Below are 14,739 nucleotides of genomic sequence, written 5' to 3' on the forward strand. Positions count from 1 at the left end.
AAAGAAAAAAGGAAGGACTGACATATGAACTCAATCGTCTTAGAGTATCGTCTCTATAAAAATGAATTATCGTTCGAACCACTATACCATTACACGTCTCTCGGATTAGATGAAGTGTTGGCCCGTCGCGAATGTGAGTTTTTCGTCAAAGACGGCATGACATACAAACAGCGCTCGTCTGCCCTAGAAGGCGATCAGTACTTTTTAATCTATGTCGATCGCTATACAGAGGGACCGATGGACAAGCACGAAACGAGCGAAATCAAAGTCGAAATCCGCACACTCGATGACCGATTTGACAACCCATTGCTCGAAGCCTATTACGTCGACCGCCACCTCGATGCGCTTGCCATGCTCGGGAGCCAGTACTTGTATGTCGCCGGCAAAGAATATGAACGCGATTCAGCAGAAACAGATGAAGATCGTGGTGTGTATGTCATCTACGTCACACCGACGGGTTATGAATTGGAGGAATCAACATGAAGACAAGCAAGAAAATTTTAAGCGGACTCTCCGTCGCGGTATTGACGACTTCCCTTGCTGCTTGCGGTGGGGATGAATATGAAGAAGCGGCGCTCCCGGAAGAGCCGACCGGTTACGAATGTGACGATTGGGACTGGGATGACGAGACCGAGTCGTATTATTGCGATGACGACCGTTCTCCGCACTACGGCAGTTACTTCTTACTCGGAAGCCTGTTCCGCTCAAAAAATGCGTTGAAGAGTTCTTCGTCATATAAGACATATAAAGCCAACGGTGGTGCGACTGGCGCCGTATCGAACGGCTCAAATTCAGGATCATCCAAATCTGGACTCGGCAGTGGCTCTAAAGGTGGATTCGGCGGATGACGCGTGACGAACTTTACAGTCAAATCCCTTATTTCTGGCCCGATTTAAACGATGAAGAATATGCCTTATACGATTGTTTCGAGATGACCGCCTCGCAGGTTGCCTCTGTCCGAGAGGCGACCGAGGCGGTTGACTCGATTTTCCGGAAGACGAATCAATTGTTACGCACGCTACCTGACGAGACGCTCCGACTGCTTGGTTATCCCGAGGCGAGCCTGCCGTTCTTACGGGAGAAGACGATGCCACAGGAGACGATCATCGGTCGTTACGACTGGATCATGAAAGACGGTCAACTCAAGTTGATGGAGTTCAATGCAGATACGCCGACCTTTATTAAAGAGCTGTTTGACGTGAACGGCGTGGTCGCTTCTGAGTTTGGTCTCCTCGACCCGAACAGGGGAGCCACCGCCCAACTGAAAACCGAGCTGCGGAAAGCTATCGTCGCCGCGTGGCAACGACTTTCTCGAGAAGGTACTCCAAAGATTGTCTTTACGGCACATGATGACAATATCGAAGACAAGTGGACGGCGCGCTTCTTACAAGAAACGCTCGACTTACCGTCTGAATTCGTACCGTTGCACGCTTTACTCGTCGACGAAGACGGCGTTTACACGCCATCCGGTGAGCGAATCGACATCTTATATCGTCAAACGTATCCGATTGAGCATCTCGTGGACGACCGCGCAGCAGACGGGGATTTGATCGGCATTCGGTTACTCGAACTGAACCTACAAAAACATGTGTCACTGCTCAACCCGCTCTCTGCTTTTCTCATGCAGTCGAAAGGCGTACAGGCCCTGATTTGGGAATTGTATGAGACCGAGACATTGTTCGATGAAGCCGAGCGCGACATCATCGGAACATATTTTTTACCGACTTACTTAGAAGACACACCGTTTCTCGGTGAATCGGACTACGTCAAAAAGCCGGCGTTCGGACGTGAAGGTGACTCCGTCATCTTGTACACGAAAGATGGTCAACCGTTTCATCGCGAAGCACTACAAACGTATGCGGAAGAGACGGGTGTGTACCAACAGTTCATTGAACTTCCGACACGGATGACGATGACCGTCAAAGGGCGCATCGAGACACATTATATGATCGGATGTTTTTGTCTGAATGGACACTCGTCCGCACTCGGCGTCCGCGCCGGTAGCATGATCACGAACAACCAATCTTATTACTTAGCCATTGGCACACCTACACAAAAGGAGACGAACTCATGACATTCATCACACTCGATTCAATCTTAAGCTTCCTCGCCCACCTCGGGACAGGATTCGGTCTCATTCTCGCGGGACTCATCATCTTCGCACTGACGACCAAATATTCGGAACGCAAGTTAATCAAAGAAGGCAACATGGCCGTCGCGTTGAAACTTTGGGGGAAAGCGCTCGGACTCGCCATCGTCATCTACACGGTTTGGGCGAACAGCGTCAACTTGCTCGATGCGTTCATCTGGGGACTCGTCGGCATCGCCGCCCAAGTATTGGCGTTCTGGACGTTTGAATACATCCTCACGCCTGGCGTGAACTTAGAAAAAGAAGTCGAGAACGGCAACATGGCCATCGGTTTCAGCTTGTTCGCCGCATCACTCGTCGTCGGGATCATCGTCGCCGCGAGTTTGACGTACTAATCAAAACACCCCATGCACTCACACGAGGCATGGGGTGTCTATGTTTATAAAAGACAGGAGGAAAAATCATGTCCAAGCGAATCGGACTACTCACAATCGTCTCCGGTCTCATCGTCGTGGCCATCGCAGTCGGTGTCGGACTGTACACGTACACTAATATTCAGGCCGGCAACTCATACGAAAACGCCCAAAAAGAATTGAACCGCTACATCACGATGAACGACTGGTACAATTTTGAGATTCATAACATGGAACAGTCCATTCTATCTTTTTACACAAATGAAGATCGCTCCGTCATCGGTCTAGCCGAGATTGATGTCACGACAGGGTACCTAGGGTCTGTCACTAAACAAGTGACATCGGACGAACCGTTCGATTTTGTTGTGCTTGAAGACGGAGAAACCGAATATATCGCCGTCCATCTAAAAGAGCGCCCGGAAGATGTCGTTTATTTACGTTTGAACGGCGACGATGTCTCAAAAGACTTTCTCGTCAACGATCCGGAAATCGAAAGCTATACCATGACCTATGTCATTGAAACTACGAAACGGTCCGATGGTGCGTGGTCGCTCGAGACATTAGATGCCAACAAACAAGTCATACATTCGAGTGAACTCACAGAATAACCTATGTCGTGCATCAAGACGACTTTTTCCAGTCGTCTTTTTTAGTTGGTCGTGAGAACTCCAGACGGTCCGAAAAATTCATATCGTGCCTGAGGAATGACGCGTACGACCGTCTCCATCATCGCGTTCGGTCCGCACGTATAGACATCATGACCTTCGACATCGAGTGCCTCAAGTTGCGTCGCACTCATACAACCCGATTCGTCATCCACGTGTGTGATGAGGTGAAGCCCTTGATCCACAAGTTCATCAAGTTCGTCTCCGAGCGGACGGAGTGTTGTGCTGCGAACCGCGTGCAACAATGTGACCGAGCGCCCTTGTTCGAGTGCCGTCTTCGCCATATTGAAGAGCGGTGTAATGCCGATCCCTCCTGCAATCAGTGTGAGCGGACGATTTGACGCTTCAAGGATGAATTCGCCTGCTGGTGCGCTCACCGGGATTTCTGTACCGACCGCCTGTTCATGAAGCCAGTTTGAGACAAGTCCCTCTTTTTTAGGTGCGATCCAGTAGCCGTCTTCTGTTGTGTCGATGACACTATATTGCCGGTGGTGCACGATGTCCTCACCAGCGATTCGCGCCTGAACCGAGACGTATTGTCCTGGAATGGCTGTACCGACGACCTTATCTTTTGCGACGAGACGGAATCGCTTCACTTCCGGTGTGTCTTCAATGACTTCTTCGATGACAAACGATTTAAATCCGACCCACGGTGCGTCATCATACATCTGTTTCTCAAGTGAGATGAAGACGTCGGCAATCACACCATACGCTTTTGCCCATGCATCGATGATGTCTGGTGTCGCGGCTTCTCCGAGGACGTCTTGAATCGCTCCAAGTAAGTTTTCACCGACGATTGGATAATGCTCAGGACGGATATTCAAACTCTTATGTTTATGGAGTGCCGGTTGAATGGCTGGAAGAATCGCTTCGAGCCGGTCGATATGAAGCGCTGCCGCATAAACCGCGTTCGCGAGTGCCTCTGGCTGACGTCCTCGTTTTTGGTTCGTATGGTTGAAGAAGTGACGAACTTCTGGATTTTGTTCAAACATTCGTTCATAAAAATGCTTCGTAATCGTCACACCATGCTCTTTCAAAACAGGCGCCGTCGCTTTTACAATTTTAATCGTTTGTTGATCTAACATGTGTATGTCCCCCTTTTGTTTCGTACACGTTCATTATGTGAGTCTAATCACTTTAAAGCAATATATGAAATACTTCTTTAAAACAGATTTCACGATTCCGACTCATTTCTGCCATCACCCTTTCACATTTACACGAATCGCACTTTTAGGGATTGTCTTGTACAATGAAACGAGAGGTGATGATGGATGAGACTTACGCAAACGTGTGACTACGCACTACGGACGTTAATGTATAGCGCCACGTTTTCACATCGGCTCGTCACGATTCAAGAGGTGGCGGATCAATATAACATCTCCAAAAACCATGTCATGAAAGTCGTCTACGAACTTGGCAAACATGGCTACTTGGAGTCGGTGCGTGGTCGCGGCGGTGGATTCCGTCTCGCGCGCCCGATGGAAGACATCAACGTAGGCGAGGTCGTTCGGTCGATGGAACCGCTTGAGCTCGTAGAGTGCTTTGGGGAAGGCCGATGCGTGATCGCGCCGGCCTGTGACTTACGCAGTGTGTTGAACGAGGCGATGTTGGCGTTCTTTCATGTGCTCGATCGTTACACGATTGCGGACCTCGTCGCAAATCGAACGAACGAACTCGCCATGCTATTGGGCATACAAAAACCGACGGACTGAAAAGTCCGTCGGTTTTTGGTTACAGTGGCTTTAGCTTTGCTTCGATGTCTGCTCGTCTCGGCTCTAGAAACGGTGGCAATGCCAAGCGTTCTCCGAGCGTCTCAACGGATTCATCCGTCGCGAATCCCGGCTCATCTGTTGCCAGTTCCACTAAGATTCCACTCGGTTCACGGAAATAAATCGACTGGAAATAATAGCGGTCAATAAGACCAGAGTGACTGATCCCATGCGCGTCAAGTTTCTCAATCCACTTCGCCATATCATCTGTATCTTCCACTCGAATCGCCACATGATGCACACTTCCCCGCCCTGGTCGTTCCGATGGTAAATCCGGTCGATCAACGAGATGAATCTCTGTCGCTACTCCACCTTCTCCCGTTTCAAAGACGCGCACGTCATGACTATCCCGTTCAAACGTCGTCACATATCGATAGCCAAGTATTTCAGTCAATACCCGTGCCGTCTTTTCGATCCGTCGTACCGTCCACTCACTGAATCCGAGACCGAAGATACCGACATCTGTTGGCACAGGACCTTTTTTCCAAGGTGTCCCACTCCCACCTTCCACAAGACAGAGACGTTGCCCCTCATGATCTTCGAACGAAAGAGTTGCCCTTCCTAAAACCGACTCGATTTCTCCGTAAGATACATCAAACGTGTCAAAACGCTCTTGCCAGTACGTGAGCGCCCCATCCGGCACCCTGAGCGCTGTCCGGGAGATACTGTTCGACCCTCGATACGTCTGTCCGAGAAACGGTAACTCAAAGAACGTCAAATCGGTTCCGGGTGTCCCCGTCTCGTCTGCATAGAACAAATGATACATCGAGGGGTCATCCTGGTTTACCGTCTTTTTGACGAGCCGCATCCCTAGTACTTCCGTGTAGAATCGTAAGTTCTTCTTGGCATCCCCGGTCATCGCTGACACGTGATGTTGTCCACTAATCACCTTCACCATCCATCTCCCCTTTCGACTATATCGTTATTGTATCATCTCCAAATAAGTAAAGTCTTCTTTACATTATGTAAAGTTTGTTTTACACTGGTGGTAGAAACTAGAAATGAGGTGGCACGATGCCATTAGTCAACCGCGTGAAAGAACTGCGTGCCCGGCACCAGTTAACCCAAGGCGACCTTGCCGAACAGGTCGGTGTGACGAGACAGACGATCATCTCGCTCGAGAAAGGCAGCTACACGCCATCACTCATGCTGGCGATGCACATCGCACGCGTGTTCGAGGAACCGGTCGAATCTATATTTACAATCGAGGAGGAAACAAAATGAAACACGTCGTCGTTCAGTCCATTTCCAGTATCATCTTGTATGTCCTGATGGCTTTTCTATTCAGCTCGTTTTTGTCTGATGTTTCGAAGACCGTCATCGAGTCTGACCGATTCTTAGTTGAATTTAATCTACTTCCACTGCTATTACTCATTGTTTTTGGAATTGTTTGGACAGTCTATTCGTTTAACACCCGCCCGAATAAACAGTTGAGCTTTGCCCAATGGTCTGTCCGGATGACCGAGTTCAGTGAGGTCGATGAGCGTGAACAAATCATCACAGCGAAAGCGACAAAAGCTGCATACGTCTCGTTCGGCATTTCCGTTCCTATTTTCATGGGATCGTTTATGTTCTATCCGTTGTTTGAAGATACACTCCCCGCCTATCCAATTTATGCACTTGCCTCAACGCTCATCATTGCGACACTCGTCTATATGACGACCTGGATTCGCGGCTATCAACATTAAGGAATTCATCACGAATTCCTTTTTTTGTGTCCATTTTTCATCGATTCGGACATCATGATTGCCAATTCAATTACACCGTGCTTATATATAACTAAATGGTTATATAAAGAATGTAAGGAGTCTTGCTTCGTGAAAACTGTCGATTTAACGATTGGAAACGTGCAACGTGTCATTCTGGCTCTCGCCCTTCCGCTCGTCGGTAGCTCATTATTACAGTTTACGTATAGTCTCGTCGACATGTTTTGGGTCGGTGCGCTCGGGAGCGATGCTGTGGCAAGTATCGGTGCGGCCAGTTTTTATATCATGCTCGGCCAGGCGATTCAATCGTTGATTGTCGTTGGCGCCGGCATCAAAGTATCACAAGCTGTCGGGAGACGTGACCTCGATCTGGTTCAGCGCTATGTCCGGGCCGGCAGGCGTCTGAATCTAACACTCGGTCTTTCGTACATCACATTGCTGATTTTGTTCGGTCATACCTTCATCGGCTTTTTGAATATGGGCGCCTCCGACGTGGAACAGCTTGCGTACGAATATTTATTCGTCAGCGCGCCGATGCTCATCTTCTCTTTCTTTAATCTGTTGTTTGCTCGTCTATTCAGTGCATATGGTAATACGACAACGGCGATGCGAATCAATGCGACAGGCGTCATCCTCAACATGATTCTCTCCCCGATCTTCATTTATCCATTCCAACTCGGTGTGATTGGGGCTGCTCTTGCGACACTTGTCGCCAACGTCATCATGTTCGGATTGTTTTGGCACCGCGCTCGTACATTGTTCAGTTGGGATGAAGTCGTTCAGCCGACTCGAGCTGATTATGTAGAGGTGTTTCGTCTTGGTTTTCCGATGGCAACCCAACGTATTTTGTTCACGGTAATCAGTATTTTTCTTGCCCGCATGATCGGTTCGTATGGGACAGAAGCGATTGCGGCACAGCGCATCGGACTCCAAATCGAGTCGATTGCCTACATGATGATTGGTGGCTTGAACGGAGCAATGGCTAGCTATACCGGACAAAACCTCGGGGCACGAAAAGTAGATCGTGTGTATGAAGGTTACCGCGTAACGACCCGACTCGGGATGATCTATACGGGATTCATCATGTTGGTATTTTTAATCGTTCCGGATTTGCTCATTGGTCTATTCGTCGATGACATTCGAACCATCGAGATTGGGGCGAGTTACTTACGAATTATCGGCATTTCGCTCGTCTTCTCATCGATTGAAATGATCGGAAACGGATACTTCTCAGGACTCGGATTACCGAAAATCCCTGCGACCATCTCGATTATTTTCACAGTGGCCCGTATCCCGCTCGCATTTGTTCTTGAGCCTTATCTCGGAATCGATGCCATCTGGTGGAGTATCGCCATTTCAAGTATCACGAAAGGACTTGTCTCCGCCCTCTTTGTCCGATTAACGAAAAAGGAAGTGATTTCCCTTGCAGAAGCAGTTTAATCAACTACCCCACCAGCTCATCACGAGTGGAAAATTTGCCATCGAGCGAGAAATGTTACGGGTCACGTCAGACGGCACGCTAGCTGTTACGAAGCATCCAAAAGCACTCGGTCATAAAGCGACACATCCATATATCACGACTGACTTCTCGGAAAGTCAAATCGAGCTCATCACCCCGACATTTCCGACAATCGAGGCGGCACATGACTTTTTAGAAACGCTATACGACATCACGGCACTAAATATAGGCGACGAACGCCTGTGGCCACAATCGATGCCATGCGCATTGCCGGAAGGCGGTACGATTCTACTCGCTGATTTTGGTGTGACTGGACTCGAAGCTAGCCGTTACCGGGAGCATTTGCTCCACAAGTATGGGGCGAAAAAACAACTCATTTCCGGGATTCATTTCAATTTTTCGTTTTCCGATGAGATGTTATCCGCACTGTACGAAGGGTCTCCTGAACAATATCGACACTTCAAAGATCAGCTTTACTTAAAGTTGATTCGTCAATATTTACGGATGCGTTGGCTCATCGTCTATTTGTTCGGTGCTACACCAGCCGTTCATGTGAGTTATGAAGAACAATGTGTCAGTCAGATGCAAGCGCTCCACGAAGATACTTTTTCAAATAAACAAGCATTGTCATATCGGAATAGCGACTGTGGGTATACGAATGTTGAACCGCTTTATCCAAATTATGCGACACTCTCAAGTTATATAGACGACGTAAGACGGTTCATTGCCAAAGGCGAGATTGCCAATCCGAACGAACTCTACTCACCCATCCGATTGAAAACATCGAAAGGTGGTAACGATTTAAATCAACTCGAAGCACACGGCATCGATTATATCGAAATTCGCAATATTGATTTGAATCCGTTTGAAAAGACCGGAATTGCGCGTTCGGATTTACGGTTCCTTCATCTGTTTTTGCTGTACTTGACCTTTACTGAGGAGACACCTTATTTCGATTGGCAAGCTGAAGCGTACAATAATCAACAACGTGTCGCCAAAGAAGGCATGTCTCCTACAAGCATATTGACTCGAGATGGTCACGCCATACCTTTACACACGTACGCAACAGAACTTTTCGATGCCATCGATGCGTTCAACACACACCATGGCCTCGGCTTCGAAGATGTCTTTCCCGCTGTACGCGAAAAAATTGATCACGTGGACCGGACGTACGCTTCCCGATTAAAGACGATTATGACCGAGACAGGCTATCACGCATGGTCCCTAGCCCAAGCAGATCATTTTTATGAGGACGCCTATGCAAATCGTTTTCGCATCCACGGTTATGCCGACCTGGAACTGTCTACTCAAATCTTAATGAAATCCGCAATTAAACGTGGTTATCGTGTCGACGTCATCGATCGTTCCGACCAGTTCATTCGGATTCGAAACGGCAAACACGAAGAATACGTCAAACAGGCAACGAAAACATCAAAAGACAATTATGTTTCCGTCTTAATGATGGAGAATAAAACGGTGACGAAGTTTGTACTCACCGAACACGGCATTCGTGTCCCTGAAGGGGTAGAACTTCAAGAGGAATCGGATTTATCTCAGGCATGGCATTCATTTTCAAAACACCCCATCGTCTTAAAACCAAAGTCCACAAACTTCGGAGTCGGTATTCACATTTTTAAAGACGGAGCGACGTATGAGGAAGCACTCTCTGCATTTCAGTATGCGAAAACGTTTGACGATGTCGTTTTACTAGAGACATTCTTACCTGGAAAAGAGTATCGCTTCCTCGTCATCGGAGAGGAAGTCGCGGGCATCCTCCATCGTGTCCCGGCGAACGTCACTGGAGATGGCACCTCTTCTATCCGTCAACTCGTTGCGACAAAAAATGAAGACCCGTTACGCGGAAAAGGATACAAGACACCACTCGAGAAAATTGAAATCGATGATATCGTCATTTCATTTTTACGTGCACAAGATATGACACCTGACAGTATCCCCGCTGTCGGTGAGCGTGTCTTCTTGCGCGAAAACTCTAATATCAGTACAGGTGGCGACAGTATCGACTACACAGACCAAATTCCTGACGTCTATAAACGCATTGCTGTCGATGCCGCTAAGTCAGTCGGGGCAACCATCTGTGGTGTCGATATGATGATTCCATCTCTTAATGATGAGCATATTGAATACGGCATCATCGAACTGAATTTTAATCCCGCCATTCATATCCATGCGTTCCCCTATGAGGGAAAAGAACGATCGATTGGTGAGATACTACTTGATTTATTGTTTAAATATTGAGTATTCCTGTTTCGGAATATTCCTAATTGGGAATATTCAAAATAAGAGGACGGTGACGAAAAAATGGAAGAGAGATTGGCTTCTTTGTTTCACGCGTTAGCCGACCCGAACCGGTTGCGGATGATCGAATTGTTACGGAAACAAGAGTGGACGGTCGGAATGATGGCAAATCAGCTTGGGATTAGTCAACCGCAGACATCGAAGCATTTGCGAATTCTATACGACGCAGGTCTCGTCACGGTAACCATTGATGCCAATCGAAGACGCTACGCACTCAAGTCTCAAGCACTCGAACCGTTGGATGCTTGGCGGACCTATATGGCTCGGGAAACAGAGCGACTCGATCGATTGGAGACGTTTTTAGCGGAGTCACAACGAGAGGAGAATGGATCATGAGTACGGTCAAATCACATGTAGAGGGCACGACATTGATCATGGAACGTCTGTTCAAGGCACCACGTCAACTTGTATTTGAAGCATTCTCGACACCCGCACATTTAGAAAAATGGTGGGGACCGTCTGGATGGGAGACGAAAGTATACAGCTTCGACTTCAAACCAGATGGGATTTGGCATTATTGCATGACTTGTGTCGACAAAGATCAAGGTGACTTTTACGGTATGGAGTCATGGGGAAAATCGACCTTTATCGACATCGATCCATACTCCCGAATCGTCTATACGGATGCGTTCTCGGATGCGGACGGACACGTCAACCCGGACTTGCCTGTCATGACGATTACGAATGAATTTCTCGATACATCAGAAGGCACGTTATTCATTAGCCGCTCCGAATTCCCGAATGAAGAGGCTCTCCAACAAGTCGTCGACATGGGCGCTGTCGAAGGGTTCACCTCTCAGCTCGATCGTCTTGAAGCGATTGTTAGCCCGTAAAAAAAATATGCATCCTTCCCGAAATAGGAAGGGTGCATTTTGTTGTTTACCCGAACTGCCGAAACAATCGATCAAGCTGTTCTTGCGTCATTCGTTCAAACGTGTCCCCGATACTGATTTCTGTGGAACAGTACCCTTCCTTTTCAACGAGATAACCAGTGATGCCAACCCCCGTTTTTTCTTGGATTCCTGCAATCTGCTCACCTACTTCCTCCTTTGCCCCACGGAAGTGAAGATGGAACATATTCGTGACCGGGATGTGTGGTGTCGTCCACACGCCATCGAGTTCATTGAAGCGCGCTGCCAATCGGACGGCCTCGTCTCGATACTCGGCCATCTTCTCTTTCCGCAACTCATAGTAATAATCCGAAGAAAGGATGTATGGATATAGGCTGATCAAGTCACCACCGTAGCGTCGTTTCCATACTTTCGACGTCTCACAAAATGCCTTCGGTCCAGCAAGGATAGCACCGGCAATGCCACCGATTCCTTTATAGAATGAGACGTACACGCTATCGAAGAGCGCACAAATCTCAGACGCTTCCTTCTCGTAATACGGTAATGATTCGAACAGTCGTGCACCGTCCAGATGCAACAAAATCTCGTTTTTACGACAGTGCTGGCTAATCGCTTCGAGCTCTTCGAACGTCGGTAGCACTCCACCGATTTCTCGCTGCGGCAGTTCGAGCAACAGACATGCGATGTCCGGTAACGCTTGAATCTCTTCGAGTGTCATCAATCGGTTTTCGTCCCCGACTAAGATCGGTTCGATGTGATGTAATTCTTTCAAGCCATCCTGTTCATGAATTTCAAGGTGGCAAAGTGGATGATATGCGACCTTGTTCTTCCCCGTTTCATCACACCAAATGCGTAAGGCAATCTGTTGTGCCATCGTACCGCTCGGAAAAAATACCGCCGATTCTTTCCCGAGAACGTGCGCCATTTTCTCTTCGAACTGTCGAATCGTTTTTCCCTGTCCATACTGGTCACTCGGCTCATCGTCACGCACCTGTTTAAACGCGCGTTTCAACACCCCGACTTCCCGTTTCCCGTGACCGCTCAACTGAACATCTGTCTGACGATATGTGTCTGCCAATCGTTCCATCCTTTCCCCTCCTCAACAAATAAACTCCCTGTCAGTATAACAGGGAGCCGTCTTTTCAGTCGCGAATGCGGACGATGAGTTTACCGCGCACTTTTCGCGTTTGTAGTTTTTCGAGACCTTCTTTCAATTGGTCGAACGACAACACTTCTGTCACGAGATCGTTCAGTTCACCCGCATCGAGCAAATTCATCAACTCTTCGGCCATATATGCCAAGTTGCGAATCGCATGTTCGTCCTCGCTCGCATGCGCCGCCCCGAGCGCCACCTCGTGAATCGAAGGCGAAAGAGTGAAGCCTTTCATGTTCGTCATATCTGGTGGACCGGCGATATAGGCGAGGTGTCCGCTGAACGCGAGACGATCGAGGTCAGCCGTCGCGACGTCGCGACCGACCGTATTCAAAATCAAGTCGACACCACGTCCATCCGTCTCTTCCATGATTCGTGAAGTCACATCTTCGACGTTATAATCAATCGCCACGTCCGCCCCGAGTGACTCTACCCACTCAAAGTTTTCAGGAGATGCCGTCGTGAACACCTTCAGACCGAGGCGCTTCGCGAGTTGAATCGCAAAACCGCCGACACCGCCCGCACCGGCGTGCACAAGAATCGTTTCTTTATCCCGCGTGTTCAACTTCTGCATGACCGCTTCATACGCTGTCATTCCCGCGCACAGGACCGAGGCAGCTGCCTCGTCACTTACACCTTGTGGGACGACTGCACACGCCCGGGCATCGACGACCGTATACTCGGCGAATCCTCCATATTTCGAAAGATTCGTATGCACGGCTACACGTGACCCCGTAATGATGTTGGCGATACTCGAACCGACCTCAACGACTTCTCCAACGAGGTCGACACCGAGAATATGTGGATATGACCAATTCGGGTTTCCGTTTGAGCCGACTTTATAGTCGACCGGGTTCAAGGCGACCGCTTCGACACGAATCAACAGTTCTCCGGATCCAGGTGTCGGACGCTCGATTTCTCCAATATGCAGATGATCTAGACCGGGTTGGTCGAGTAGCCATGCTTTCATGTTTAGTAAGCTCCTTCCGAATATGTGAGTTCGTATGAATGTGAGTAAATTTCGACGAGGTTACCGAATGGGTCTTCGCAGTACACCATGCGATACGGTTTCTCGCCTGGGTAGTATTCGCGAATCGGCATCCGTTGTTTGCCGCCGTGAGCGACAATCTTCTCGACGAGTCCTTCGATGTCAGGGTCTTGTACACAATAGTGGAAGATGCCTGTCTTCCAAAACTCAAAGTTGTCTTCTGGTGTCTCGTTGTTCGGGAATTCGAACAACTCGATCCCGATTCCATCTCCCGTTGACATATGGGCGATGCGGAATTTACCCCAGCCTGGTCCGAAGACATCGGTACACATCACGCCGATTGGCGAATCGTCCTCGACGACGTCTGATGGTGTCATGATGGTATACCACCCCATCACGTCCTCATAAAATTTTACAGCTTCTGTTACGTTCGGCACAGAAAGACCAATGTGTGAAAATGTTCTTGGATACGTCATGTTTCATCTACTCCTTTTTGTTTGCTCAATTTAGCGGATAACGATAAGATACTGTCATTGAAGCAAGAAAAAAAGTACGCACATTGAAGTAACTACCCGAAAGTGAGGCTCCTTGAACATGACCACATCGTTCCCCGTCAACCGCGCACTTGAGATTATCGGCGGCAAATGGCGCCCCCAAGTGTACTGCACGCTTCAAGATGGACCGCTTCGTTTTTCTGATATTCAACGGGCGATTCCTGACGTCAGCCGAAAAGTGTTGACCGACCAATTGCGCGAGCTCGAGCAGCTCGGCATGGTTCGCCGTGTCGACTACTCGACCGAGAAGCACCTGCACGTCGAATATTCATTGACCGAAGACGCCCTCGGACTGCAACCCGCCATGAATGCCCTTTGTTCATGGGGAGAGTGTCACGACAACAAATAATCCCGAGCCATGTGGCCCGGGATTATTTTTATGAGGCGAACAGACTGATCAAATTTCCATCGGCATCGTACAAGATGGCGTAACGTTGTCCCCAAAACGCATCCCACGGGGCTTTGTGTGACGCATAGCCTTGTTCAAGGACTGAGTCATACAAAGCATTCAGTGACTCACGGCTCTCACATAAGAAGGCGAGCTCAATCCGATGCCCGTCTGCCTGTTTCCATTCCCCGTACACCGATTCGGCCACTTCCACCGTATCGAATGCGAGACGCACGCCTCCCTCATCGATTTCCACATGCGCTTCCCCATTCATCGCTTCCGGAATCTCAAACCCGAGCGTACGATAAAAATCGAGTGAGCGCTTCATATCCGTCACGACGATGCCGACCATATCCAACTTGACTGCCATCACGTTCCCTCCCCTTGT

At 48.7% G+C, this 14,739-nt stretch carries 19 protein-coding genes; 13 read left to right on the plus strand and 6 right to left on the minus strand.

Annotation, left to right across the window (positions count from 1 at the left end):
- Positions 1 to 24 precede the first annotated feature (24 nt).
- From KNO75_RS09570 to KNO75_RS09590, 5 genes are all read left to right on the plus strand, one after another.
- The gene (locus KNO75_RS09570; protein WP_214694705.1) at positions 25 to 483 is read left to right on the plus strand and encodes a hypothetical protein; all 459 of its coding nucleotides are present in this window, start codon (positions 25 to 27) and stop codon (positions 481 to 483) included.
- Complete coding sequence (locus KNO75_RS09575) at positions 480 to 848, plus strand: hypothetical protein (protein WP_012727458.1); 369 nt, start codon at positions 480 to 482, stop codon at positions 846 to 848. Before KNO75_RS09570 ends, KNO75_RS09575 begins: the two co-directional genes overlap by 4 nt.
- On the plus strand, positions 845 to 2,074 hold the full coding sequence (locus KNO75_RS09580; protein WP_214821396.1) for a glutathionylspermidine synthase family protein: 1,230 nt from the start codon (positions 845 to 847) through the stop codon (positions 2,072 to 2,074). The genes KNO75_RS09575 and KNO75_RS09580 overlap by 4 nt, the downstream gene beginning before the upstream one ends.
- Positions 2,071 to 2,484 carry a DUF350 domain-containing protein gene (locus KNO75_RS09585; protein WP_012727460.1) on the plus strand — a complete coding sequence of 138 codons (414 nt, stop codon included), beginning with the start codon at positions 2,071 to 2,073 and terminating at the stop codon, positions 2,482 to 2,484. The genes KNO75_RS09580 and KNO75_RS09585 overlap by 4 nt, the downstream gene beginning before the upstream one ends.
- 68 nt (positions 2,485 to 2,552) lie before the next feature.
- Positions 2,553 to 3,110, plus strand: coding sequence for a hypothetical protein (locus KNO75_RS09590; protein ID WP_214821398.1), 558 nt, complete (start codon positions 2,553 to 2,555; stop codon positions 3,108 to 3,110).
- A gap of 41 nt (positions 3,111 to 3,151) precedes the next feature.
- Here KNO75_RS09590 and KNO75_RS09595 read toward each other — a convergent pair whose 3' ends face one another.
- Positions 3,152 to 4,252, minus strand: a complete 1,101-nt coding sequence (locus tag KNO75_RS09595) for a globin domain-containing protein (protein WP_214821400.1) — start codon at positions 4,250 to 4,252, stop codon at positions 3,152 to 3,154.
- Positions 4,253 to 4,438: 186 nt separating this feature from the next.
- Between KNO75_RS09595 and KNO75_RS09600 the strand changes: the two genes are divergently transcribed.
- Positions 4,439 to 4,879 carry an RrF2 family transcriptional regulator gene (locus KNO75_RS09600; protein WP_214792746.1) on the plus strand — a complete coding sequence of 147 codons (441 nt, stop codon included), beginning with the start codon at positions 4,439 to 4,441 and terminating at the stop codon, positions 4,877 to 4,879.
- A gap of 19 nt (positions 4,880 to 4,898) precedes the next feature.
- Here KNO75_RS09600 and KNO75_RS09605 read toward each other — a convergent pair whose 3' ends face one another.
- On the minus strand, positions 4,899 to 5,834 hold the full coding sequence (locus KNO75_RS09605) for a ring-cleaving dioxygenase (RefSeq protein ID WP_251126084.1): 936 nt from the start codon (positions 5,832 to 5,834) through the stop codon (positions 4,899 to 4,901).
- Positions 5,835 to 5,950: 116 nt separating this feature from the next.
- On the opposite strand from KNO75_RS09605, the gene KNO75_RS09610 reads away from it, so the two are divergent.
- From KNO75_RS09610 to KNO75_RS09635, 6 genes are all read left to right on the plus strand, one after another.
- Positions 5,951 to 6,160, plus strand: a complete 210-nt coding sequence (locus tag KNO75_RS09610; RefSeq protein WP_214792743.1) for a helix-turn-helix transcriptional regulator — start codon at positions 5,951 to 5,953, stop codon at positions 6,158 to 6,160.
- Positions 6,157 to 6,624, plus strand: coding sequence for a hypothetical protein (locus KNO75_RS09615; protein ID WP_214786127.1), 468 nt, complete (start codon positions 6,157 to 6,159; stop codon positions 6,622 to 6,624). Before KNO75_RS09610 ends, KNO75_RS09615 begins: the two co-directional genes overlap by 4 nt.
- Positions 6,625 to 6,753: 129 nt before the next feature.
- Positions 6,754 to 8,082 carry an MATE family efflux transporter gene (locus KNO75_RS09620; RefSeq protein ID WP_214821402.1) on the plus strand — a complete coding sequence of 443 codons (1,329 nt, stop codon included), beginning with the start codon at positions 6,754 to 6,756 and terminating at the stop codon, positions 8,080 to 8,082.
- On the plus strand, positions 8,066 to 10,357 hold the full coding sequence (gene gshAB, locus KNO75_RS09625) for a bifunctional glutamate--cysteine ligase GshA/glutathione synthetase GshB (protein WP_214821404.1): 2,292 nt from the start codon (positions 8,066 to 8,068) through the stop codon (positions 10,355 to 10,357). The genes KNO75_RS09620 and gshAB overlap by 17 nt, the downstream gene beginning before the upstream one ends.
- A 63-nt stretch (positions 10,358 to 10,420) precedes the next feature.
- The gene (locus KNO75_RS09630; protein ID WP_214685342.1) at positions 10,421 to 10,753 is read left to right on the plus strand and encodes an ArsR/SmtB family transcription factor; all 333 of its coding nucleotides are present in this window, start codon (positions 10,421 to 10,423) and stop codon (positions 10,751 to 10,753) included.
- Entirely contained in the window at positions 10,750 to 11,250 is a 501-nt protein-coding gene (locus KNO75_RS09635; protein ID WP_214821406.1) for an SRPBCC family protein, read from the plus strand. Before KNO75_RS09630 ends, KNO75_RS09635 begins: the two co-directional genes overlap by 4 nt.
- A 46-nt stretch (positions 11,251 to 11,296) precedes the next feature.
- On the opposite strand, the gene KNO75_RS09640 is transcribed toward KNO75_RS09635, so the two are convergent.
- Genes KNO75_RS09640 through KNO75_RS09650 form a run of 3 tightly spaced genes read right to left on the minus strand, consistent with a single transcriptional unit; the run spans position 11,297 to position 13,885 of the window.
- Positions 11,297 to 12,355: a threonine aldolase family protein gene (locus KNO75_RS09640; RefSeq protein WP_214821408.1), complete on the minus strand. Its 1,059-nt coding sequence runs from the start codon at positions 12,353 to 12,355 to the stop codon at positions 11,297 to 11,299.
- Positions 12,356 to 12,410: 55 nt separating this feature from the next.
- The gene (locus KNO75_RS09645) at positions 12,411 to 13,391 is read right to left on the minus strand and encodes a zinc-binding dehydrogenase (protein ID WP_214821410.1); all 981 of its coding nucleotides are present in this window, start codon (positions 13,389 to 13,391) and stop codon (positions 12,411 to 12,413) included.
- A gap of 2 nt (positions 13,392 to 13,393) precedes the next feature.
- A complete protein-coding gene (locus KNO75_RS09650) occupies positions 13,394 to 13,885 on the minus strand; it encodes a lactoylglutathione lyase family protein (RefSeq protein ID WP_214786108.1) in 492 nt (163 codons plus the stop codon).
- Between the two features lie 118 nt (positions 13,886 to 14,003).
- On the opposite strand from KNO75_RS09650, the gene KNO75_RS09655 reads away from it, so the two are divergent.
- Complete coding sequence (locus tag KNO75_RS09655) at positions 14,004 to 14,312, plus strand: winged helix-turn-helix transcriptional regulator (protein ID WP_031422089.1); 309 nt, start codon at positions 14,004 to 14,006, stop codon at positions 14,310 to 14,312.
- Positions 14,313 to 14,340: 28 nt separating this feature from the next.
- On the opposite strand, the gene KNO75_RS09660 is transcribed toward KNO75_RS09655, so the two are convergent.
- Complete coding sequence (locus tag KNO75_RS09660) at positions 14,341 to 14,721, minus strand: VOC family protein (RefSeq protein WP_214821412.1); 381 nt, start codon at positions 14,719 to 14,721, stop codon at positions 14,341 to 14,343.
- Between the last annotated feature and the right edge of the window lie 18 nt (positions 14,722 to 14,739).

Origin of the sequence: Exiguobacterium sp. s35, assembly GCF_018617535.1 — a bacterium.
Lineage (GTDB): Bacteria > Bacillota > Bacilli > Exiguobacteriales > Exiguobacteriaceae > Exiguobacterium > Exiguobacterium aestuarii.